The organism is Microseira sp. BLCC-F43, from assembly GCF_041929235.1.
Lineage (GTDB): Bacteria > Cyanobacteriota > Cyanobacteriia > Cyanobacteriales > Aerosakkonemataceae > Microseira.
The window spans coordinates 38,450-61,967 of record NZ_JBHFNP010000324.1; the positions used below are offsets into that span (position 1 = coordinate 38,450).

The 23,518-nt window shown below is 46.6% G+C and carries 14 protein-coding genes and 1 pseudogene; 5 read left to right on the top strand and 10 right to left on the bottom strand.

Annotated features, from left to right (window positions below; translation table 11 throughout):
- Positions 1–11: 11 nt before the first annotated feature.
- Together aspS and ACE1CM_RS43675 are read left to right on the top strand one after the other, a co-directional pair.
- Positions 12–1,799, top strand: a complete 1,788-nt coding sequence (gene aspS / locus ACE1CM_RS43670) for an aspartate--tRNA ligase (protein ID WP_374885667.1) — start codon at positions 12–14, stop codon at positions 1,797–1,799.
- 535 nt (positions 1,800–2,334) lie between these two features.
- Positions 2,335–3,348, top strand: a complete 1,014-nt coding sequence (locus ACE1CM_RS43675) for an RNA-guided endonuclease InsQ/TnpB family protein (protein ID WP_374885669.1) — start codon at positions 2,335–2,337, stop codon at positions 3,346–3,348.
- 187 nt (positions 3,349–3,535) lie between these two features.
- Here ACE1CM_RS43675 and ACE1CM_RS43680 read toward each other — a convergent pair whose 3' ends face one another.
- From ACE1CM_RS43680 to iscB, 6 genes and pseudogenes are all read right to left on the bottom strand, one after another.
- Entirely contained in the window at positions 3,536–5,047 is a 1,512-nt protein-coding gene (locus ACE1CM_RS43680; protein ID WP_374885670.1) for an MFS transporter, read from the bottom strand.
- A gap of 2 nt (positions 5,048–5,049) precedes the next feature.
- Positions 5,050–9,159 carry an amino acid adenylation domain-containing protein gene (locus ACE1CM_RS43685; protein ID WP_374885672.1) on the bottom strand — a complete coding sequence of 1,370 codons (4,110 nt, stop codon included), beginning with the start codon at positions 9,157–9,159 and terminating at the stop codon, positions 5,050–5,052.
- A 7-nt stretch (positions 9,160–9,166) separates the two neighbouring features.
- The gene (locus ACE1CM_RS43690; protein WP_374885705.1) at positions 9,167–9,535 is read right to left on the bottom strand and encodes an isocitrate lyase/phosphoenolpyruvate mutase family protein; all 369 of its coding nucleotides are present in this window, start codon (positions 9,533–9,535) and stop codon (positions 9,167–9,169) included.
- 139 nt (positions 9,536–9,674) lie between these two features.
- Entirely contained in the window at positions 9,675–11,603 is a 1,929-nt protein-coding gene (locus tag ACE1CM_RS43695; RefSeq protein WP_374885673.1) for an AMP-binding protein, read from the bottom strand.
- A 132-nt stretch (positions 11,604–11,735) separates the two neighbouring features.
- Positions 11,736–12,330 (bottom strand): annotated as a pseudogene (locus tag ACE1CM_RS43700) (RNA-guided endonuclease InsQ/TnpB family protein); the annotation flags it as partial.
- A 215-nt stretch (positions 12,331–12,545) separates the two neighbouring features.
- Complete coding sequence (gene iscB, locus ACE1CM_RS43705; RefSeq protein ID WP_374885674.1) at positions 12,546–13,829, bottom strand: RNA-guided endonuclease IscB; 1,284 nt, start codon at positions 13,827–13,829, stop codon at positions 12,546–12,548.
- A 379-nt stretch (positions 13,830–14,208) separates the two neighbouring features.
- Between iscB and ACE1CM_RS43710 the strand changes: the two genes are divergently transcribed.
- Entirely contained in the window at positions 14,209–14,349 is a 141-nt protein-coding gene (locus ACE1CM_RS43710; protein ID WP_374885675.1) for a hypothetical protein, read from the top strand.
- Between the two features lie 1,527 nt (positions 14,350–15,876).
- Positions 15,877–16,173 carry a DUF6464 family protein gene (locus ACE1CM_RS43715; protein ID WP_374885677.1) on the top strand — a complete coding sequence of 99 codons (297 nt, stop codon included), beginning with the start codon at positions 15,877–15,879 and terminating at the stop codon, positions 16,171–16,173.
- Positions 16,174–16,195: 22 nt separating this feature from the next.
- Here the strand turns inward: ACE1CM_RS43715 and ACE1CM_RS43720 are convergent, their stop codons facing one another.
- The 4 genes from ACE1CM_RS43720 to sppA all read right to left on the bottom strand — a co-directional run bounded on the left by ACE1CM_RS43720 (position 16,196) and on the right by sppA (position 21,811).
- On the bottom strand, positions 16,196–17,629 hold the full coding sequence (locus ACE1CM_RS43720; RefSeq protein ID WP_374885678.1) for a YncE family protein: 1,434 nt from the start codon (positions 17,627–17,629) through the stop codon (positions 16,196–16,198).
- A gap of 655 nt (positions 17,630–18,284) precedes the next feature.
- Entirely contained in the window at positions 18,285–20,171 is a 1,887-nt protein-coding gene (gene ftsH2 / locus ACE1CM_RS43725; protein ID WP_374885680.1) for an ATP-dependent zinc metalloprotease FtsH2, read from the bottom strand.
- A 316-nt stretch (positions 20,172–20,487) separates the two neighbouring features.
- Positions 20,488–20,916, bottom strand: a complete 429-nt coding sequence (gene aroH / locus ACE1CM_RS43730; RefSeq protein WP_374885682.1) for a chorismate mutase — start codon at positions 20,914–20,916, stop codon at positions 20,488–20,490.
- A 73-nt stretch (positions 20,917–20,989) separates the two neighbouring features.
- Positions 20,990–21,811: a signal peptide peptidase SppA gene (gene sppA, locus ACE1CM_RS43735; RefSeq protein WP_374885706.1), complete on the bottom strand. Its 822-nt coding sequence runs from the start codon at positions 21,809–21,811 to the stop codon at positions 20,990–20,992.
- A 508-nt stretch (positions 21,812–22,319) separates the two neighbouring features.
- Here sppA and ACE1CM_RS43740 point away from each other — a divergent pair.
- A complete protein-coding gene (locus tag ACE1CM_RS43740) occupies positions 22,320–23,351 on the top strand; it encodes a DMT family transporter (protein ID WP_374885707.1) in 1,032 nt (343 codons plus the stop codon).
- Positions 23,352–23,518: the final 167 nt, after the last annotated feature.

Consider the following 23,518-nt stretch of genomic DNA (forward strand, 5'->3'; position numbering starts at 1 on the left):
ATACATTGCTTATGCGAACCCATTATTGCGGTACAGTCCGAAGCGAAGATATTGGAAAAACCGTTACCCTTTGCGGATGGGTGGATCGTCGCCGCGATCATGGGGGCGTGATTTTCTTGGATCTGCGCGATCGCTCTGGTATTGTCCAAATTGTCAGCGATCCTCAACGCACCCCCGACTCCTACGCCAAAGCCGAAGATTTGCGGAACGAATATGTCGTAAAAATTACCGGGCGCGTTACCCAACGTCCAGAAGAATCCCTCAATCCCAAGCTATCCACGGGCGAGATCGAAATATACGCGGATCAAATTGAACTGCTCAATACAGTAGGCAAGCAATTGCCTTTCCAAGTATCAACCGCGGAGACAGAAACAGTACGGGAAGACTTGCGGCTGAAATATCGGTATTTGGATTTGCGGCGCTTCCGCATGAATTCCAACCTCCAACTCCGCCACCAAGTCGTCAAAGCGATGCGCCGTTTCCTGGAAGACGAAAAAGGCTTTATCGAAGTCGAAACCCCCATCCTCACCAAATCTACACCCGAAGGCGCGCGCGACTACCTCGTCCCCTCGCGCGTCAATCCCGGCGAGTGGTATGCATTACCACAATCGCCGCAATTATTCAAGCAGTTGTTAATGGTTTCTGGTTTAGACAGATACTATCAGATAGCCCGTTGCTTCCGCGATGAAGACTTGCGCGCCGACAGACAGCCAGAATTTACTCAGCTGGACATGGAAATGAGCTTCATGTCTCAGGAAGAAGTACTCCAACTCAACGAAGAATTAGTCAGTTATATCTTCAAACAAGTCAAAGGAATCGACATTCCTCGACCTTTCCCGCGCATAACTTATAAAGAAGCAATGGAACGCTACGGTTGCGATAAACCGGATACGCGGTATGGGTTAGAATTGGTCAACGTTTCCGACTTGTTGAAAGATTCGGGATTCAAGGTATTTTCGGGAGCGATTTCTTCCGGCGGGATTGTCAAAATTTTACCCATTCCCGGCGGCAACGATACTATCTCCAACATGCGGATAAAACCAGAGGGCGACTTATTCAAAGAAGCCAGCGAAGCTGGTGCAAAAGGACTCGCCTATATCCGCGTGCGCGAAGGTGGCGAAATCGACACAATTGGTGCGATTAAAGATAACCTAAGCGAATCACAAAAACAAGAAATCCTCAAACGCACGGGTGCGACAGCAGGTCACTTATTACTATTTGGTGCAGGCGCAACTGATATAGTCAATAAAACCTTAGACCGCTTGCGTCAAGTTATTGCGCGCGAACAGGGATTAGTTGACCAAAATAAAATTAACTTACTTTGGGTAACCGATTTTCCCATGTTCGAGTGGAACGCCGAAGAAAAGCGACTCGAAGCCTTGCACCACCCCTTTACCGCACCCAATCCCGAAGATATAAACGACCTTAAAACCGCAAGAGCGCAAGCTTACGATTTGGTTTATAACGGCACAGAAGTCGGCGGAGGTAGCTTGCGGATTTATCAGCGAGAAATTCAAGAGCGAGTGTTTGAAGCGATTGGATTATCCCAAGAGCAAGCGTACAACAAATTCGGCTTTTTATTAGAAGCATTTGAATACGGTACCCCACCCCACGGCGGCATTGCCTACGGCTTAGACCGATTGGTAATGTTATTAGCTGGAGAAGAATCGATTCGGGATGTAATTGCATTTCCGAAGACGCAGCAAGCCAGGTGTGTGTTAACAAATGCACCTTCCTCTGTCGATGCAAAACAAATGAAAGAATTGCACGTAGCATCGACATATAAACCTAAGTCATAGTCGCTAATGGCTAATGGCTAAGGCTGACCTATCACCTTTGTTTCTGCGTAGATTTTTAGTTTCCAAGCGACGATTTTTCCGAGAAACTTTGGTGTTTGCGTAAGTCCTGACGGGAATCAACTCTCTAGCCAAAGAAACCCGGTTTCTCTACTTAGAAACCGGGTTTCTGACTCTGAGGGCAAAAGCCTGTTAATCCAATTACCAATTACCAATTATTATTCGATGTAACCAGTCCAGTAAAAGAGATTGACAAAAACGCTGTTTCTGGTGGGCTAGAAACAGCCTCCCTATCAACCCACTCCCAAAGAAATAATATGTTGGCTAGCCGAATAGTTACCAACAGAACTGCCAGCCAATTGCTTGTGAATCAAAAAAGTCTATGGGGGCTAAAAACAGTTGAAAAAAATCTACCTATTTCTGCCTAAATCTCCCTAAACACTGAGGATAATGTAAAGATTTGCGAAAATTTGCTCAGCAGCAACCAAGCTCAAATTAAAATCGCACTCACAACAGGTACTTCCATCGCCACCCAACCGTGCTACTAGGATTTAAAACACAAATCCAACTGAAAAACACTCAATCTCAACTACTGGCCAAACACGCAGGAGTAGCACGTCATGCTTGGAACTGGGGATTAGGATTAACTAAAGCCATTTTAGACCACAACCAGAACCATCCAGAGGATAAAATCAAATTTCCCAGTGCCATAGATTTACATAAATGGCTAGTAGCATTAGTCAAATCCAAAAATCCTTGGTATTATGAAGTTTCAAAAACCGCCCCCCAATATGCATTAATTCATCTGAGATCAGCTTGGAAAAAATGCTTCTCTAAGCAAGCAAGCTCACCAAAGTTTAAGAAAAAAGGACGCTCAGATTCATTCACCCTAGAAGGAACCATCAAAATCATTAGTGCCAATCAAATTCAAGTCCCAGTTATTGGCGTTCTAAAAACCTACGAACAATTGCCCAGTGGCATCACACCAAAGACAGTGACGATTAGCCGCAAGGCCGATTGGTTCATTTCATTTCGGATGGAGGTAGAACCCAAATCTACCCCAAAAGCGATTGATGTGGTGGGAGTAGACTATGGCATATTAAATTTAGCCACACTCTCAACCAAAGAAGTCTTTCCGGGTAACAAAAAAACTCGCCAACTGCTCAAACGGCTAGCACACTTACAATGGAGTCATCGGCACCTTCAACTTCGCTCGAAAAATTGGCACGCTTCTAGAATCCTCATCGCGCGGATACATCGCCAAATTGCTAACATTCGCACCGACTACTTACACAAGTTAACCACCTACCTAGCCAAGAACCACGGCTTAGTAGTAATTGAAGACTTAAATGTTAGCGGTATGTTAGCTAATCGAAAGTTAGCTCTAGCTATTGCCGATGGGAGTTTTTATGAATTTAAGAGGCAGTTAGAGTATAAATGCCTTCTTTACGGAGCAAAACTATTGATAGTTTCCCGATGGTTTCCGAGTTCAAAAACTTGCCATTGTTGTGGTGACATAAAACAGTCTTTATCTCTGGATGAGCGGATTTAGACTGTGAAGAATGTGGTTGGAAAGGAGATCGAGACTTGAATGCAGCGCTCAATTTAGAGCAAGTAGGGAGAGCTGCTCCCGAATTTACGCCTGGGGACTGTTTTCGCCGACTCCCTTGGTAGAAGCAGGAAGTCAAGCCGATACAAGTCTCATAGGTAGATTTGAGTAGGTTTGGCAAAGCGGAACTTTAGCTGATGGGAGTGCCTGCTTGTTTTGAAGCAAGCTGTTTCGATTGCTCCAACCACAACAAGAAAGCTGCCAGGATTGCCGCCACCATGACAATTGGGGCAATCAGGCGAAAACTCATCTGCACGCCAACCACCAATGCCTCAACCGGTGCGGAAGTGACATCCACGTTAGGTGGAAGTTTGGCGCTGGCGAGAGTCAAAAGCGAAAACACAGTACCCATGAGCGCTAAACCCGTTGTCTGACCCAAGGTATTTGACAAAGACAACAATCCCGAAGCGATGCCTAAGCGTTCTTTGGGTACAGCTCCCATAATGGCGCTATTGTTAGGTGATTGAAACATTCCCATCCCTAGTGCCAGGGGTGCAATCCGGACAATATAGCCAGGGACGGTCAAGTGGGTGTCAAAGGTGCTGATGGCAAAGCACCCAAATATCATCAGCACCAGCCCGATTAAGCTGATGATACGCGAGCCAAAGCGGTCAGACCAAGTGCCAGCAACAGGTGCCATCAATCCACTGAAAATCGGTGCCACTGCCAGCAACAATCCTGCCTGTTGTGGTGAATACTGTTTAACCAATTCTAGGAAGAAAGGTAGAATAAAAATCACACCTGCCATAATGCCATTTACCATCAAACGCAGCAATAGACCGAGGCTAAGATCTATAGAGCGAAAAATCTTCAGGTCGAGCATTGGCGATTGACTGCGGGCTTCTACTGCCAGAAAGCACCCAAACCCAATCCCAGCTATTGCCAGCATTATCAGCGTTGTTGGGGAGCCTATGCCCTCCCTCTGTATTGTTGTCATACCGAGTGCGAAGCAGGTCAATGTTACCGCCACGAGCAACCCCCCAGCCACATCAAAGCCTTTTTTGTCTTCACTGTACGCACAAGCCGGTACAGCATAAGCTACAATCAAACAGGCAATTATACTGATCGGCACATTCACCAAGAAGATGAAACGCCAGCCGACTAGACTAATCAACAGTCCTCCTATCGTTGGTCCGCTGGCAACTCCCACCCAGAAAATCCCACCGCCAATGCCCAGTGCCCGTCCGCGCTCCTGTGCCGGGAACACTTCCGTAATAATCGCTGCTACAAGTCCCGATATCAATACGGCCCCCAATCCCTGGAGCGTCCGAAAGCCGATCAAGAAGCCAACCGTTGGTGCCAGTCCACAAAGCAGGGAGCTGATGGTGAAGAGAATCACTCCACCCAGGAACAACCACTTTTTCTGCCACATATCTCCCAGTCGCGCCACAAAGAGGACAAAAACGGTGAGCGCGAGCAGATAACTTAAGGAAACCCATTGAATCTCAGCAAAGCTGGTGTGGAGCGAGCCCACCAAGGTTGGAAGCGCAAGGTTGACAATGTGGATATCCAAAGCAAACATGAACATACTCAACGCCAGGCCCAGCATTGCCCACCATTTTCTCGGCAATATTGGCTCCTTCGTCAGCTCATTAGATTGCTCTTGCGTGCTTTGAATGTCTGTACGTTCTGATGAATTCATCGTTATATAACTGTTTGACTCAGATAAGATTTCAGCAACTCGGCTAACACTGGAGTTCGGATAATCGAAAAATGGTCGCCAGGAATCTTGTGTATGTCTAAGCCACCTGTTGCTAGCTCACCCCAGCCTAGGGTTGGGTCAATGTTTAGGGCTAGCGAATGTTCGTGCTGCAAGAATAAAGTAACCCGACCTGGATAGGACTGAGGGTGATAAAAATGCAGAGATAAGCGGTTAGCTTTGAACACCTGAAATAGGCACATAAACTGCTGCCAGGTCATTTCTCGTGGAAATATCCCCGCTACTTGAGTGTACTCAAGTATATAGTTCAACTGTGCTTCTAAAGAGCCTTTTTGTTGCAGTTCTAAGACACAATCGCCTCCCGTTTTGCTATCAATTGATACTGGCAAATCTTTGCCAGAGAGTCCACTCAAGTTTTTGACCCAATCAGCTAACAGCATTGTCTCATCTATCTCTTTGGTTTTTTTGAACCGAGGGATAGGTGCATAACTGTCAATCAGAGCTACCAGAGAAACATGATGCCCTGAAGCTTTTAACTGTTGAGCCATTTCAAAAACGACTACGCCACCCATAGACCATCCTCCCAGTTGATAAGGACCCTCTGGCTGAATGGTTTGCAAAGCTTTGATATAAGTGGCAGCCATATCCTCAATTCGGGTTAGGGGTTCGCCCGACCCATCTAAACCAAGCGCTCGCAAGGCGTAAAAAGGTTGAGTATCCCCGAGATGACGGGCTAGATCGGCATAGCAGAGAACATCACCGCCAACAGGATGAACGCAGAAGAAAGGAGGCTTGTTTCCGAGGGGTTGAATCAAAACTAAATTTGCATGAGTTGGGACATCTTTTTCAGTTCTGAGAAGAGCGGCTAAATCTGCGATGGTGGGAGACTGAAAAAGTGTTGCTAAAGGTAAACTTTTGCCAAATTCCTGCTGGATTTTAGCCATCAATAGCACAGCTAACAGCGAATGACCCCCAAGAGCAAAGAAGTTATCTTTAACTCCTACGGATTCAACATCCAAAATTTCTGACCAGATTTGCGCCAGTTGTTTTTCTAGGGCATCGCTTGGGGGTACAAAGCTGGTATCTAAGAAGCTAGATTTATCTGGGGCAGGTAGGACGCGGCGGTCTACTTTGCCATTGGGACTCAGGGGCAGAGACTCCAAGACCACAAAGGCGGCTGGTACCATGTAGTCGGGTAGCTTTTGTTTGAGGAAACTACGCAGTTTACTGGCAGTGGGGGGCACTCCCGGAGGCATCGCTCCTAAGTTTGGCACGACATAGGCAACAAGTTGCTTGTCGCCTGATTCTTTGGTTCTGACGATGACTACACACTCTCGTACTTCTGGATGCTGACAGATCGCTGTTTCAATTTCTCCGAGTTCGATGCGGTTTCCCCGCATCTTGACCTGATCGTCAATGCGTCCTTTGAACTCTATATTGCCATCAGGTAGGTAGCGAACTAGATCGCCCGTCTTGTACAGGCGGGAACCCGGTTCATTGCTAAAGGGGTTGGGGATAAATTTTGCATCAGTCAAATCTGGACGGTTGAGATAGCCCCTTGCCAACCCGACACCAGCAATGTGCAGTTCCCCAGGAACGCCGATCGGAACGGGTTGGAGATAGCGATCGAGGATATAAATTTGGCTGTTGTTAATCGGACGACCGATTGGTGGCGCGAGCGTACTTTCAAAGCATTGTGCAACCGTAGCGCAGACAGTGGATTCAGTTGGTCCGTAAGCATTAAAGAAACGCCTTCCAACAGCCCATTGTGCTACCAAATTTGCCGGACATGGCTCTCCCCCTACAACGATATTTTGCAAAGCTGGCAAATCTTGAGTCGGCAGCGCCGCGAGTGCTGACGGCACAAGGTTAACGTGAGTAATCCTTTGCTCCTGCAATAGCCGCAGTAAAGGTTGTCCTGGTTGCAGTGACTCAGAAGTTGCCAAACAAAGTGTAGCTCCCGCACCAAGAGCCATGACAATTTCCCAGATCGAAGCGTCAAAGCTGAAGGAGGCAAACTGGAGAACGCGGCTATTTGGCTGCACGTCAAACAGTTCGATTTCCACTATTGCTAGATTGCATAATCCTCGGTGAGCGATCGGAACCCCTTTGGGATTTCCAGTTGAACCGGAAGTGTAGATAACGTAAGCTAGGTTCTCAGGTGTTAGCGGCACGCTTGGATTTTCTTGGCTAAGGGAAGCGTGAGCCAAAGCGTCCCGATCTAGGCAAACTACTCTCACCCCATCCGACCCCACACGTTCAACGAATTGCTGCTGAGTTAGCAAGACGGATACGTTTGCGTCTTCCAGCATGAAATTAAGACGCTCAGTAGGATAGGAAGGATCTAAAGGCATATAGGCTCCACCAGCTTTGAGAATACCCAACAGTCCCACCACCATCAATAGCGATCGCTCCACGCAAATCCCCACCAACACCTCTGGTTTCACTCCCAATGCCTGTAGATGGTGTGCTAGTTGGTTGGCGCGACGATTCAACTCGCCGTAGGTGAGGTATTCCTGTTCAAACACCACTGCTACGGCATCCGGCGTCCGCTCCGCCTGCTCTTCAAATAACTGGTGGATACACTTGTCTTTGGGGTAATCTCTGTGAGTATTGTTCCACTCGACCAACAACTGATGCCGTTCTGCTTCTGTTAACAGGGGTAATTGACCAATTGGCTGCTCAAGATTAGCGACAATACCCTCAAGCAAAGTCTGGAAATGTCCTGCCATCCGGCTAATTGTTGCCCGTTCAAACAAATCGGTATTGTATACAAACCGACAAGACAGCCCTTCATGTGTATCAACAATATCCAGAGTTAAATCAAACGCGGCAATTCCTCTGTCAAGCTGAAACTCCTCGAATCTTATACCTTGTACCTCCACAGTTTCATTAGGCACATTTCGCAATTGGAACAATACTTGAAACAGAGGAGTATGACTCAAATCTCGGTTTGGTTGTATTTCCTCCACCAGCTTCTCGAAGGGAATATCCTGGTGTTCATAGGCTTCTACAGCTACCTTGCGAACTTGAGCTAATAGTTCTCGAAAAGATAGCTTACCATCAAGGTAAGTCCGTAAAACCAGGGTGTTGATGAAAACCCCAATCAGTTTCTCTGTTTCTGTGCGTATGCGCCCTGCGATCGGCGCTCCCACAACGATATCCTCTTGACCTGTGTAACGATAAAGCAATATCTGAAATGCTGCCAACAAGGTCATAAACAGCGTTACCCCTTCCCGTTGACTGATAACCTTCAGCAATTCAGTCAAGGACTTAGGTAATAAAAGGTTTTGCCTTGCACCGAGAAACGTTTGTTGGGGCGCTCTCTGTCGGTCAGTGGGTAACTTTAACACAGGTAAGTCACTGCCCAGTTGTCTCCTCCAGTAGGCAAGTTGTGACTCTAACACCTCTCCCTGTAGATGCTGTTGCTGCCAGTGGGCAAAATCTGCGTATTGGATGGGTAATTCAGAAAGAGGAGATGAGTTTCCAGCACAAAAGGCTTCATAAAGGAAGGCGAGTTCTTTGAGGATAACTCCCACAGACCAGCCATCAAAGATAATATGATGCAGGGTCAAGAATAGGATATGTTCTTCCTCACCCAGTCGCACTAAAGTGGCTCTGACTAAAGAATCTAAAGCTAAATTAAAAGGACGTTGAGCTTCTTCTTGAGCTAATTTTTGAACCTCTGCTTGCTTATCTAGCGTCGGTAAATGACTAATATCTACCATCGGTAAGCTCAAGGTCAAAGTTGGAGCGATCGCTTGAACGGGTTTCCCATCCACAGCCGGAAACTTAGCCCGTAAGACTTCGTGGCGGCGTACAATTTCATTGATACTTTGCTCCAGCGCTGCCTTCTTGAGCCGACCAACGAGGCGGATATTAGTGGGACAATTGTAAGCAGGATTACCTGGTTCTAACTGGTCTAGCAACCACATCCTAGTTTGTGCAAACGAGAGAGGGACTTCCTCCTGGTTTGGTCTTGGGGAAATAGTCTGGTGAGAATTCCCATTGACAGTCTTTTGCTTGAGTCTTTGCTCTAGCAGCACCCGCTTGGCTGGGGAGAGTTGAGCAATTCGTTGATTGATATTATTCATATTTAGATTAATTTCTTAGGGACTTTCTGCGAGCGACCATATTCTTATTCAATAGTGCCGTACATTCCTGCACGCCCACTCGTTCTTTTTGCAAAAATCCATCCTTTTCCCTCAACCTTTTCATTTCATCCTCAAGCGCCGTTTGGGCGGCAAATAGACAAGGCTTGCTGTAGTTCACAAGAGAAACTCCAGCATCTCTCAGTTCTGTTAAGCTCCAGGCAGGAGATTTTCCCCCCGCAATTTGGTTAAATACGATAGGTTTGTCCAGTTTACTTTTTAGGGTTCTGATTACGTCCATATCCTTGATTCCATCAGCCAATATAGCATCAGCTCCTCCTGCGGCATATGCCTTAGTTCTGATGAGAATTTCATCAATCTGCTATTCAAAATCTAGACAACTTATGACAGAGGTTTTGATTGACACTTCAACCGGAGCATGGGAGCGGTTATCCGTCAGTAATTGGTTGGGGTTTGAATCCCCATCCAATTGACCCTTACACCCTACACCCTACCCCCTACACCCTTGTTCGATGATTTTCAAGGCTTTGACTCATCTTGTCAAGAAGTAGTTGCGTTTCTTCATCTGACAGAGATTCCAGTTCATCTAACCAATCAGTTACTTCCCCAGATGCTAATGTTTCTGCTTGAATTTGAGCAATTCTCACCGCCATGTTGGCGACTGTTGGTTGCTCAAAGAAGAACAGTAATGACAATTCAACCTGCAATGATTGGAGTACGCGATTGACAATCTGAGTCGCTAAGACGGAATCTCCTCCCAACTGGAAAAAGTTGTCATTAATCCCGATTGGCTCAACCCCTAAAACCAGAGACCAAATATTCACCAACTCTTCTTCTATAGCGGTACGTGGTGGAACAAATTCAGGTTTGGGGGCAGTCGGATCTGAAGCTTGGAGTCCTAGTTTTTCTGCTAATCCAATCCGCTCTAGTTTGCCTGTGGGACCTTTGGGAATTTCATCGAGAAATACCACCACACGAGGGACTTTAAAATCAGCTAGTTTCTGGGCGACAAATTCTTTGATTTCTTGCTCAGTTGCCGCAGCATTCTCTTTGAGTACTACGGCAGCAGCAACTTCTTCACCTAAAAGCGTATGAGGCGCAGCAAAGGTAACTACCTGTTTGACAGCTGGATGTTCTAACAGTACTTCATCCACTTCACGGGGAAAAATTTTCTCCCCACCCCGGTTGATTGTTTCTTTAATCCTGCCTTTGAGGAAAAGATAGCCGTCGCTATCTAAATAGCCCAAATCGCCAGTTCTAAACCAGCCTTTTGTAAAAGCACTCTCATTTGCTTCAGGATTATTTTCGTAGCCTGAGGTCACATTCGCGCCTCGGATAACCACTTCCCCAATTTCCCCTAGTGGTAGCAAGTTACCCTCCCGATCCATTATCGCCACTTCAGGACCAGCGGCTATCCCGACTGAACCAGGCTGACGCTGATGTGGTGGTAAGGGATTGCTAGTCATTTGATAAGCAGCCTCTGTCATGCCATAGGATTCAATCACTGGCACATTAAACGCGCCCTCCAACTCGGTCATCACTTGAGGAGGCAAAGGAGCAGAGGAGGAGCGAATAAACCGCAGTGGACAACGGGCAATAATCTCGCGGTTTGCCTGAACTCTGGCAAGAATCCCTTGGTGCATTGTGGGCACAGCGCTATACCAAGTGGGACGAAAGGTTTCTAACCAGTCAAAGAATTTGGGGGCATAAAAGCCTGGAGTACAAACCACGCTTGCCCCAGCACTCAGCGATGACAGCAAAACTCCCACCAATCCATGAATGTGAAATAGTGGCATCACATTCAAACAGCGATCGCTCTGCCCCAATGCCAGTGTTGTTTTAATGTTGTGTGCTGAGGTACACAAATTCGCCTGGGTTAATGGCACAATCTTGGGGCGCGATGTGGTTCCTGAGGTATGCAGAATCAAGGCAACATCTTCACTCTGACTTAAAGCGTTGCCGACAGGAGGCAAATTTGAATCACTCACTAGCTGAAAAATTCCTGCTGGTGCCGACAACTGCGGCACCAGTTCGATGATGGGAATATTAAGAGCCTCTGCTACTGCTATTGCAGGGGAATCCATTCCCGATTGGATAATCAGCGCTTTTGCCTTCAGATCGCTCAAGTAGAAGTCAAACTCAGGTGCCTGATAGCCAGGGTTGAGTGGCGCACTGATGGCACACGCAGCAACACTCAGAAAAGCAACTGCCATTTCTGGGCCATTGGGTAGCACAATTGCAATGCGCTCACCTCGACCCAAACCCATTGAATTTAAGGTTTTGACTGTGTCCTGAATGTGAGCCCAAAGGCAACTGTAGGTTAGGGGTGAACGATCTTGAGCTACGAGCGCTATGGCGTCAGGATGTTGTGATGCACCCATAGCGATTAACTGAGTTATAGTCAAATCTTCTAAAGTACTGTTCATCTAAAACCTCACTGGAAAACGGCAACCGCGATGTTTTAACTCGCAAAGCAATTTGACACGGCGGTTTGAACCGCCTTTAGGATCGGAAAGTATAGCCATCACCATTTTTCTGAGCAATAATTGTCGAGTGAACTACCCATACTGACCTGACGGTACAGCGTAGGCTTCTGAACTCACAGGGGAATGCCTCAAGACAGACTTGCGCCCGCCTTTTGGTCTTACTTTCCCTCCTTCAGCAGCAGTCCTGGTTCCCAAGACCGATAATTGTCTGATGCCTTCTGCTCGAATGTTTTTACTCGCATTTTCGTCTCTGTCATGGTGTGTACCACAACGAAGACAAGTCAATTCTCTAACATCTAATGGCATTTCTGACATTTGATAAATACAACTTTAGCAGGTTTTAGAACTCGGTAAAAATCTATCAATCTCAACCAATAAACCACCTTTCTGTTCAAGTTTATAGTCAAGGTTAACAAACATTCCCCATCCGACATCAGAGATAGCTAGAGCTAAGTTATGATTGCGAACGCGAGTGCGTGCGCGCCGCGCATACCATACCCTTGACGTTCCAATTCTCAACAACCACTACTTGATTATCATTGACTATTTTTCTTGATAATTTATTTAGAAATTCTTGACGGGCATTGCTAATACGTTCGTGAACTCTAGCGACTAGCTTACGAGCTTTTTCTCTTGATTTACTTCCTTTCTTTTTGCGATATAATTTAGCTTTTAATATTTTCCCCACCACAATCACCACATTTTCTTTCCCATTTCTTGATGCTATCTGCGCCTACTTCGTCACCTTCCCACCTAAAATGCGGCAAGGGGGCGGACGCTATAACCGAGGCGGAATACCCTCGCGCAGCGAGTACCGTCGATGGTTTAGCGTCTGGGGAATTGCCGCCAGTAAATAAATTGAGCGCGAGCGTTTCCTTATTTTCAAGATGCATATTCGTAGCCATCAGCTCTGTGAATGATTTTCAAATATTTTGGATGCACGTCGAAACTCTTACCTCCTGTAGTTAATTTGAAACTTGGTTTAAATCGGATAGCAATCCGACCCGTATAGGTTCCTGCATACTTTCCAGTCAGAACATTGGCTTTGACCAAATCACCTGTCTGGAAATCCATGAAAAACTTTTGAGCAGGGGCATGACGAATAGGAAAGCCGTAACGGTCAGTGCCGCAGCGCTGTCTTCTACCATGCCCTTTAGCTTTGACAATCAAAGGTTTAACCCCATTAAGGAGAAGTTTTTCAGGAGTTGATACTCCAACACAGACTGCATCAGTCCAGTGGTGCTTTTCAATCCCTCTGGTTTTACGGTTAAACTTCGTTCGACCTCCTGAACCTACCTCTACAGGTAAGCCCGTAGCTTGAAGCCTTCTATACAACTCCCAACGAGTTGCATTGACAGCCGCAGCATCCTTGAGGGGTGCTTTGGCTTGCGCTAAAACCCGCTTGAGAACTTCAGGTTTTTTCTTGAGGAATTCCTCAACAGATTTATTTCCCTTGGCTTGATTGCAGGAGTGACAGCTAAGACAAAGATTGCTAACTCGATTAGAGCCACCTTTGCTTTTCGCAAGGATATGTTCAATCTCAAATAGAACATTTTCAACGCCACAGTAAGCGCATTTTCTACCCCATTTTTGAAGTAAATACTCCTTGACCTCGAAGCCAAATAGTTCGCCCCGTTGATACTCTACACCGCTAATCTCTGGGTTCTCTATTTGCTGTAAGTCGAACCTAACCAACTCTTGAGAAATAGCAACGACTGGACAGAGTTTTCTGATTCGTCTTACCCAAGTTTCAATGTTGGCAATTCGACTTTCTAGAGAAGGTGGAAGCCAACCTTGTCTACGAGTTCTGTTCAAGAAACGAGGCTTGCGGTATCGAGTTTTACGGTTACGCCGACCTCTTCTTAAAGCCCTTCGAGACTCAAGAGCGTCTTTAATTTGTTGCCCTCTGTGAGAAACTTCCAGGGCGTTTGTGACACGACCTGTTTCTTCTTGGACAACAGCGAACCCAGTTGTTTTGCTGCCGGGGTCGATTTTAATTCGATGAGGATGGGTGACTGAATCCTCAGTACTTCTATCCTGCAAAACAATGGTGAATGGATAGCGTCTGTATATTTTAGCCCTCCCTTTGCGTAATAGTTCTCTCGCCCGTGCTGGATGGCATGGGTCAAGAGGATTGAGGTTTTTATCTAGTACGAAAACGCGCATTACTGCTGCCTCTCATTACTGGTTAGGTTTGCAAGGACGGTGTTAAGACTCGGTACTTTCTGAGTAACACTGGCTTTCCCTTAATGACCTGTTTAATTACTCAGTTGTAGAGCAAGGAACTGGCACGCATTCCTTGGTACGAACTTTAACTCTTGGTCTTAACGGCTGCTAGACTGAGCAAAGTCGAAGTCTAGCCGTCTGGTCAACAGGCGCCATGAGAGCCCACACCATACCCGTTAGGGTTGGTGTGCGGTAGTTGACTTGCCTTTTTGGTATTCAATCCCTGAACTTTCGGGCTTTTCTAATTCCTTTACATCAAATCTAACCAATTCTTTAATAATTCAATTAACTCTACTTCATTTGAGCAACTTTCTCACCCATGTCTCAACAATATGCTGTCACGAGCGACTATGCCATCCTTCAGGTTTTCTCCTATTTAAAAACCTCGCTTTTCTCTAGCGATCGTGACAATTTATCCTTGAGTTTCGGAGCTTACGCCGATCGTCAAGGCTGGCTTTGATTGCTTGTCTTCGATGAGTTAATTCTGCTCCAAATACTACTGTTGATAAAGTTAGTGGTGACGATAGATGATATGCTTTTCAACTAGCTGCATTACCAACACCAAAAACTTGTTTAATAATTTACCACTTTCGGTTACTAATGTCTATAGTTTGAGTGAAATTTTATTATTCTTTGCATTCGGCGAATTTAACAATTAGATACATATTGTTTAACTATCCCAGATTGGCCAACTCCGGCTTGACCGGCACCATCAGATAGCTGGAGAGGGAAAACTCGAACAGGTCAAAGCTGTTTTCCTTAATTTGGCGCAGTTGTAGGTAGGCGATTTCCCTTCAGGGGGCGACAAGCGCCCCCAAATATAGATAAGGCAATGGTTTTAGCTTCCTTGTCCTCAATAAAATTTGGTCGGGTGAGCAGACCAGAATTAGTAGCAACAACCGTAGAAATAGCTTTGAGATGCTCGCCCGACCAAGCTCTTGTCAATAAGACTGTCAATAAGCTCAAATGTCTTTCAGGGTTAAGAGAGCCAAAACCTTGATAAATAAGGGGTTCAGCACGGTTGTCGCCCCCTGAACGATTTCCCACTCAAACTCGATGTCCTCCGCCTGGATGCTACCGTCTAGCAGGGTCTGTAGGCGTGGGTTGTTCTTGATACTCCCCGCTCTAAAGAGACGGGTATTCTTGCATCTAGAGATAATTCACATCCCCCTTCATAGGCAACTTTTTCAACGCCGCAATCCTTGTCGCCGAGGCATCACAGCAGTCCATATTATCTAGGTAAAAATTATATATGATGAAATCATATCATGTCCGGTAGCATTGGCAGCATACGGATAGCTAATTGCTAATTGTCAATTGCCTCCAGAGCTGCTCAGTAATTAACCCAAGTTGCTAGTTACATCCTTTGACAAAGAAACCCGGTTTCTCTAAAAAATCGTGGGTTTGACTCTGAGAAATCTCGGAAGAAACCGGGTTTCTGAATGGGTAATGGGTAATTGCCAGGATGCAAGCACCAATGAATCCAATTACCAATTACCGAGCGTCAGAAACAAAGGTGATGCGTCGTTCGCGAACGCGAGTGCGTGCGCGAGTGCGCGGACTCGTGCGGTCTGCATATTTCTCAGAGTCAAACCCACGATTTTTCAGCTCACCAAAGTTTCTTTGCCGCCAAAGCTTATAACTAGCAACTTGAGTTAATTAGATTACTTAAGCAAACACCAAAGTTTCTCTGAAAAATCCTTGGGAGAGGAAACCACATATATAGGTAGCAACAAAGGTGATGGCAATGTCGTGCCTAAGTCCTGAATTATTGACTGTTTATTTTTTATTTAGCCATTAGCACGGGCGAAGCATTTGCGTAACAATTTTTATTTTTATAGAAAATAATATGGCAAATCCGGCGCGATTACAGACTATTAAAAGTTACAAAACGGTTGCCTAAGAACATGATATCATGAGTTTAAAGCAACTTAAATAAAGATTAGCAATTACCAATTACCAATTACCCATTACCCAATCAAGCAAAATGTTAGAAACGCTGATTGTTTTTACCATTGGCTTAATCCCACCAGTGTTGTCCGTGTGGTTCATGCGTCAAGCAGAAACGCGGGCGCGAGAACAGCTAAGATTGGCGATGGAACGAGCAAGCATGATGCCATTGCGAATGCCTCATCAGCCGCCAGAGGTACAATACGTCGAAGGCGTAGGTGAGCTAATCGGCGATATTACCTGTCAATTTAATGCCCGTTCCGCCTACCTGCGTTGCGCGGTTAACCCCGATGGGCCATGCCAAGGTTGTCGCTATTATCAGCCACGGGAATAGGATCTAAAGGGGCAACTTGCGTCTAAAGTTTGTCCGTAACGCTGATAGCTGATTTCTGCTTCTGTTGGCGCTGCAAAACTGAACCTGCGCCTAGAGTGCCGAGGGCTAGGAGGCTGAGGGTGGAACTGGGTTCGGGAACAGGCTGAATCTGCCGGACACGGATTCCATGTCCATCTGCTCGTTCAATACCTCGATCTATGTTGCTAATAGGGATGACTCCTTTTATCTGTCCTGTTTTACCCCCTTGTAGGACATCAATCACCATCAGTCCAGGAGTAGTCCCAGCAGCAACATGGGCAGATCCGCTGAGGGGATTAGGCCCTCTGAGAGAGATATAGACTTGATTACCATCAGGAGAAATATCGATCAAATCGGGAGTCTCGCCTATGAGATCGATAGTATTGACTCGATTATTTGAAGTAATATCAAACACCTCGATCAGATTCAAGCCCCGATCCGCTACCCACAGGTATTCCCCAACAGCAATCATGCCATGAGAATCCCGCATTGGTGTCGTGTCGTCTGAGAAAATCGTGGTAATTCCTGGCTGATTGGGGAGATTGGATGGACTGTAGCCACTCAGGGGAAACTGATAGACATCAAACTCAGAGGGGTTTTCTGATTGGCTTCCCGCCCCAGAGTTGATATACATGCTCCCTCCTGTCTCTATACCACCACAGCCATTACCATGAACGGTCGTTCGATCGTACTCTGCCAGAATTTTCATGGGGTTAGATTTAGGATCGACGACAAATAACCCGCCACCCCGCAAGGTAATAAATCCTAAATTACTTGATGAATTAAGCATTGGACAAATCGGTGCATTATCAGGACGAACTTCCGTCTGTTCGCAAGCATTTCCGTTTGGGGTGGTGCAGGTCGCTAAGTTGAGAGTTGCCGCTGGATTGAGGGTAAAAAGATTGTTTTGATAGTTAGTATCAATTCGCTCCAAAAGTTTGCCATTTTGATTGGCTACTAAGATATAGCTATCATCTAAAGCGGGAAAAGCTGCATGGGCTTGACGGACACCTCCTACCCCCTGCGCTGTTCTGAGACAAGCAACTGGGTCGTAGGTTGCTGTGTCAAAAATTGCCACATGACCACTCGCCACAAAAGAAAGAACAGCGTGGGTGTAGGTTGAATTAAACAAGAGCATGTGGGGACGGACTGGATTGGTTCCTGTGGTTGTCGAACACAGACCAGTCTGTCCGCCTAATCCGCTTAAATCAATCGTTTTTTGGGGCGTAACTCCTGAAAGAGGGGAACTGCCTAGAGTTAGAGCGCTGCCATCGTAAATAGCTATGTTCCCGCCATAATTAAGTCCTGGTGAGTTCGACTGATCGACTAGCCAGACTTCAAAAGGAGAGGCAGCGATCGCTGGCATTCCACATCCTACACCGAGCAGGATTGAGACGATAGATAGAGAGTATGGACCCAGTGCCTTTAATTTCATCATATTTCAGAATTTGCCATCAGGACTTTCAATGTATTTATTTAATCAAAATATTATCTAACCCTGTCACCAATGACAAGTATTTCTGTGTAATCTTCATCAAAAATAAAACTTACGGGCCACGAGGTCATCACCTTTGTTTCTTCGTAGAAACCCGGTTTCTTTGCGTAAGTCCTGAAAAAAATTCAAACAGCGCGAAACATTTATTTATAGGCTGTATGATCCTGGTTTCCTCTTCCTAAAAACCATTCCTTAACGCTATATTCAAAATCAATCAAATTAAATCTACCTAAACATATAAATTTAATAGCAATCTTATCTATCTAAATATATAAATAATTATAAGTTTAGAGATAAAAAATCTAGTTTAGATTGCTAGATTGTGCCGTCGCTAGGGTAGGAGAGCCTACAGGATACAGCAGATTGCTTTTCGAGTCAGGACAGCCAAAAGGCTTCGTTTGTGTAGCGGCAGTCTTAAGGCTGCCGCTACACAAACTTTCGCTGTAACTCATCCGCCTGCAATCCGCTATAAATCCAAAGAACAGGTCGGCAATCAGAAGACACAAAAAAAAGGGATGATATTTATCATCCCTATCTATTAGCTGATATTAGATTTCAGAATCTATTCAATCCAAAATCCAAAATCTAAAATCTAAAATTACAGTTGAGGAACGTACTGTTCTTTCTCCGGAACGACGGTATACTCAGCCACAATTTGCCGGAATTCTTCACCGTCAATGGTTTCTTTTTCCACCAACAGATCTACCAAGCGATCGATGACGGTGCGATTATCCCGGATAATTTGCTTGGCTTGTTTGTAGCAGTCGTCTGTAATCGTTTTCACTTGGGCATCAATGCGGGCGGCAATTTCTTCCGAGTACTCGGCGCGGGTCATAAAGTCGCGACCCAAAAATACTTCGCCAGTTTGACTTTCTAAAGACAATGGACCCAAATCGGACATGCCGAAGCGGGTGACCATTTGTCGCGCCAAACCGGATACTTGTTGCAAATCGCCACCAGCACCAGTGGTTACTTCCGCATCGCCGAAGATAATTTCTTCCGCAGCGCGACCGCCCAAAGCGCCGGTAATGCGCGCTAGCAACTGGGCGCGAGAAATTAATCCTTGGTCTTCATTCGGTGTAAACCAAGTCAATCCCCGCGCTTGTCCCCGTGGAATTAACGTTACCTTCTGGACTGGGTCGTGGTGTTTCAGCAGCGTGCCGACGATCGCATGTCCGATTTCATGATAAGCAATTAGCCGCTTGCTCTTGCTATCCACGAGGGGCGTACCTTCCATCCCGGCAACGACGCGGTCAACAGCATCGTTAATTTCCGCCATCGTAATCGCATCTTTGCGGCGACGGGCGGTTAAAATAGCAGCTTCGTTGAGCAAGTTCGCCAAATCTGCGCCTGTAAAGCCAGGGGTGCGACGGGCGATACCTTCTAACGATACTTCCGGTGCTAGTTTTTTGTTCCGCGCGTGAACGTTGAGAACTTCCAGACGTCCCTTAATATCGGGAGCATCGACTAAAATTTGACGGTCGAAGCGTCCGGGACGCAACAAGGCAGCATCTAATACATCGGGGCGGTTGGTAGCGGCGATGATAATAATGCCGGTATTGCCTTCAAACCCGTCCATTTCTGTTAATAACTGGTTGAGGGTTTGCTCGCGTTCGTCGTTACCGCCGCCTATTCCTGCACCGCGCTGACGACCTACGGCGTCAATTTCATCGATGAATACCAAGCAGGGGGCGTTTTCTTTGGCTTTTTTGAATAAGTCGCGCACGCGGGAAGCACCGACACCGACGAACATTTCGACAAATTCGCTACCCGAAATACTGAAGAAAGGAACTCCTGCTTCTCCAGCGATCGCTTTAGCGAGTAAAGTTTTACCAGTTCCCGGAGGACCAATTAACAACACGCCTTTGGGAATGCGCGCACCCACAGCGCTGAATTTCTCCGGTTGTTTGAGGAAAGTGACGATTTCTTGCAATTCTTCTTTGGCTTCTTCAATCCCCGCCACATCGTCAAATTTAACGCCGGTTTTGGCTTCCATTTGAAAGCGGGCGCGAGATTTGCCAAAACTCATCGCTTGTCCGGGACCGCCGGGAATGTTGTTAGAACGACGGAACAGGAAAAACAACCCAGCAATTAGCAAAATTGGAAATACCAGATTGCCCAATAATCCCCAAATAGCCCCGTCATTGCGGATTGGGTGGACATCAAAACTAATTTTGTTATCGCGCAGTTTAGCAATTAGTTCGGGGGCGGCGGCGGGTAAGTCCACGCGCAACCTTTGGGGTTGGTTGTCTAGTTCCGGGTCTATCGCCTCGACAATTGCTGTCCTACCGCTATCGTACAGATCGACACCGATGACTCTACCCGCATCCAGGTATTCTAAAAAGCGCCCGTAGGTCATGCGAGTGCTAGCAGCGTTCTTGCCCATATCTGCGGGCGCGGGGGCAAATGCACCTTGCCAGAGGAAAAATCCAATCACCAAGGCAGGCAACGTCCACAGCAGGACAACTTTCCAGGACAATTTCATATGGTTGCCTCTAAATTCAGATCCAACTAATTTTTTGATGGTTAATGTAACGCTTCGCGCCAACCAAGCGGCAAAGCAATCGGTACACCATGAAAATTAGAACCGATAACAAATCTTAACTAAATTTAACTTAATTCGCAGACATAAGGCAACTGAGGGGGGAAGGGGGGAAGGGGGAAAGGGAAAGTCCAGGAAAGTGCCCTGACCTAGAAATCATCATTCCGTCAGGGCGAAATGCGAAAGCGTTGGTTCATCCTTCCCCCAAATCCCCCAAATCCCGCTTTCCCCCTTTCCCCCCTTCCCCCGTCTGTCCCTATCAGTTACCAGCGACAGGTGCAACGGTATGACTGCGATCGCTCAATATACTCCAGTCGGGTCTGAGGTTTTTGGCTTGGCGCAGGTAGGGATGGTAGATTACCGCGTTAGGTTTGGGGACGTTAACGTGGATCAGACAGCGAATGCAGCGCTCTAAACCGCCCTCGACGTGCATCTGTTGGACATCTAACAGTGCCACGTTATCCCAGTGGGGACGTTCGCGGGCGATCGCTGCTGGATAAATTGCATCCAGATCGCGGGTGGCAGAAAAAATTGCACTGATGATATCGTTGGGGTCTAAATGATTCCCCTGTTCTAATTGCTCTAGCAGTTCCATCACTGCTTCTCGAATTGCCTCAACCGAATTTTCTGATACAGTTGTTGCCCCGCGAATTGCGCGAACTTGCCACTCCACGCTAAAATCCTCCATGTTTTGTTATTGGTAATTGCTAATTGGTAATTGGTAATTGGCTGTTTGGACAGGACAAATGACTCGTGACCGTTTAAGGTCGATACAGCCATAAAGGTAAACCACTCGTAGACAGCTCGAATTCTAACCAATTGATCCCCGCTACCAAACCCGAACTTGCTTGAGCTTTCTCAGACAGGAAGCGGTTGAGCGCTGGTTTGCGTTCTTCAAAGTTATAACACCTGGTTTTTTCCGGGTCGAGTCCCACCAGTTCTGCTGCCCAACGTCGGGCATCTTCTTCGGTGCCGAGCCGGTCTACAATCCCCAGCTGTAATGCTTGTTCTCCTGTAAAAATACGCCCATCCGCGAAACTCCTCACGGTTTCTACCCCCAAGTTGCGCGAACAGGCTACGGTTTGGACAAACTGGGAATAGCTGATATCGATCAATTCTTGAAGTATATTTTTTTCCGCATCAGTGAGTTCTCGGTCAAATGCCAGTATATCTTTATACGGTCCTGATTTAATTGTTTTAAAAGAAACACCGATTTTATCCAGCAGGCGTTCCAAGTTATTGCCGCGTAGAATTACACCGATACTCCCAGTAATCGTACCTGGGTTCGCCATGATATGAGTCGCGCCCATGCCAATGTAAACGCCGCCAGATGCCGAGATATTGCCGAAGCTGGCGACGATCTTGACCTTTTGTTGCAGGCGCTTCAAGGCGCTGTAGATTTCTTGGGAATCTCCTACGGTGCCACCAGGGCTATCGATCCGCAGCAGTAAGGCAGGAAAACGTTTTTCCTCAATGGTTTTGAGAGCTTCGAGGACTCGTTTGCGGGTGGCGGATGCGATCGCGCCGGTAATTTCAATCCGAGCAATTTGTTTGCGAAATCTAGGCTTAAAAGGCCACATGATAGGCAGTCAAAGTAATAGGGAGAGGGAGAGGGAGACAAGGGAGACAAGGGAGACAAGGGAGATGAAGCAGATCGAACGTAATTCTTCCCCATCTTCAAGAGTCTTCCCCATCACCCATGTTCCAACCAGAGTCCAGCAATTCTAGTTTGCCTTATTACCTCACCAGTAGAACTGGCTCGCTAGGTTCTCTTGGGCCCTCAGTCTTGCCTTCGGGCCAAACTCTACCTCATTTAACAGATATTTCTCTATGTGTCGGATTCTTAATATAAATTCACGATACTCTACAATAAGATGCATTACAAGCGAGTCCAAGCTCTAAAAGTCTTGGAGCTATTTCATGCACTGGATACTAAATCGATTTCACATTTCAAGCATCTTCAGGTTGACCGCCACAGTGGAAAAAGCAAAAGATGATACCAGATCAGGGCGCGAAAGTCAAAGAAATGAATCTAAATTGCCTGGATCTTTCCTGTTGTTAATTGCGCCATTTTTCCTGTGGGGGACGGCAATGGTGGCAATGAAAGGGGTAATTCCCCATACGACACCGCTGTTTATGGCTGGGGTGCGCTTAGTGCCAGCGGGGGTGTTAGTGTTGTTGTTCGCGGCAATGACGGGAAGACGGCAACCCAATAGCTGGTTAGCATGGCTGTGGATCGGCTTGTTTGCTTTAGTCGATGGGGCATTGTTTCAAGGGTTTTTAGCAGCAGGATTGGTTCGCACCGATGCGGGTTTGGGATCGGTGATGATTGACTCGCAACCCCTGGCAGTGGCGTTATTATCTTTGTGGTTATTTGGGGAACGGATCGGACTCTTTGGTTGGCTGGGACTCGGTTTGGGGGTGTTGGGGATTAGTTTGATTGGGTTACCAAAGCAGTGGATTTTTGAATGGCTGCACCAAATTGGGGCATCGGGACTGGGTATTGCCAACGATTCCCCATCTTTAGTCAACTTAGAACCGGCAACGCTCACGACCCATTATGGACAATGGTTGATGCTAGTGGCAGCACTGGCGATGGCGGTGGGAACGGCGATCGCGCGTCACCTTTGTCGCTATGCCGATCCAGTGGTTGCTACGGGATGGCATATGATTTTAGGCGGGTTGCCGTTATTCGCACTTTCGGCTGCGACTGAAAGCCAGCAGTGGGTGAATATCGATCTATCGGGTTGGATGGCGTTGAGCTACTCGACAGTATTTGGCAGCGCCATCCCATATGGTTTATTCTTCTACTTCGCATCCAGTGGCAGTTTGACGAGTTTGAGTTCGCTTACCTTCCTGACGCCAGTATTCGCCCTGTTGTTTGGCAACCTGTTTTTGTCGGAAATGCTCAATTCACTCGAGTGGAGCGGCGTCGGCTTAACCTTGGTAAGTATATACCTAGTGAATCAGCGGGATATACTGGCAAATCGCCTCAAACCCAAGCCAAGGGTTGGCAAGATGCCTCAACCCCTGGAAGAACCTACTAGCCAATTAGATTCGTCTGTCTTGCGAGGACGGGAGGTGCCAGTGCCAGTAGAATCTAAATCAGAACTTTGGCGCTAGGAGCAATTTTTGACGAGAGGGCGATTTGCTACGGGAAGCTCTTGCGATCGCCTGCTTGCTACTGCCAAATCGGATACGCCTTACGGATACGATTAAATCTCTACTCACAGTGAAATTTGTAAATTTACTGTAAACTGCAAAGCGTATTTTCATAGTTTCTGGGTAGA

Coding starts and splice junctions, on each gene's coding strand:
- aspS (WP_374885667.1), top strand. CDS start 12: ATGCGAACCCATTATTGCGGTACAGTCCGAAGCGAAGATATTGGAAAA.
- ACE1CM_RS43680 (WP_374885670.1), bottom strand. CDS start 5,047: ATGAATTCATCAGAACGTACAGACATTCAAAGCACGCAAGAGCAATCT.
- ACE1CM_RS43685 (WP_374885672.1), bottom strand. CDS start 9,159: ATGAATAATATCAATCAACGAATTGCTCAACTCTCCCCAGCCAAGCGG.
- ACE1CM_RS43695 (WP_374885673.1), bottom strand. CDS start 11,603: ATGAACAGTACTTTAGAAGATTTGACTATAACTCAGTTAATCGCTATG.
- iscB (WP_374885674.1), bottom strand. CDS start 13,829: ATGCGCGTTTTCGTACTAGATAAAAACCTCAATCCTCTTGACCCATGC.
- ACE1CM_RS43710 (WP_374885675.1), top strand. CDS start 14,209: ATGTCTCAACAATATGCTGTCACGAGCGACTATGCCATCCTTCAGGTT.
- ACE1CM_RS43715 (WP_374885677.1), top strand. CDS start 15,877: ATGTTAGAAACGCTGATTGTTTTTACCATTGGCTTAATCCCACCAGTG.
- ACE1CM_RS43720 (WP_374885678.1), bottom strand. CDS start 17,629: ATGATGAAATTAAAGGCACTGGGTCCATACTCTCTATCTATCGTCTCA.
- ftsH2 (WP_374885680.1), bottom strand. CDS start 20,171: ATGAAATTGTCCTGGAAAGTTGTCCTGCTGTGGACGTTGCCTGCCTTG.
- aroH (WP_374885682.1), bottom strand. CDS start 20,916: ATGGAGGATTTTAGCGTGGAGTGGCAAGTTCGCGCAATTCGCGGGGCA.
- ACE1CM_RS43740 (WP_374885707.1), top strand. CDS start 22,320: ATGGTGGCAATGAAAGGGGTAATTCCCCATACGACACCGCTGTTTATG.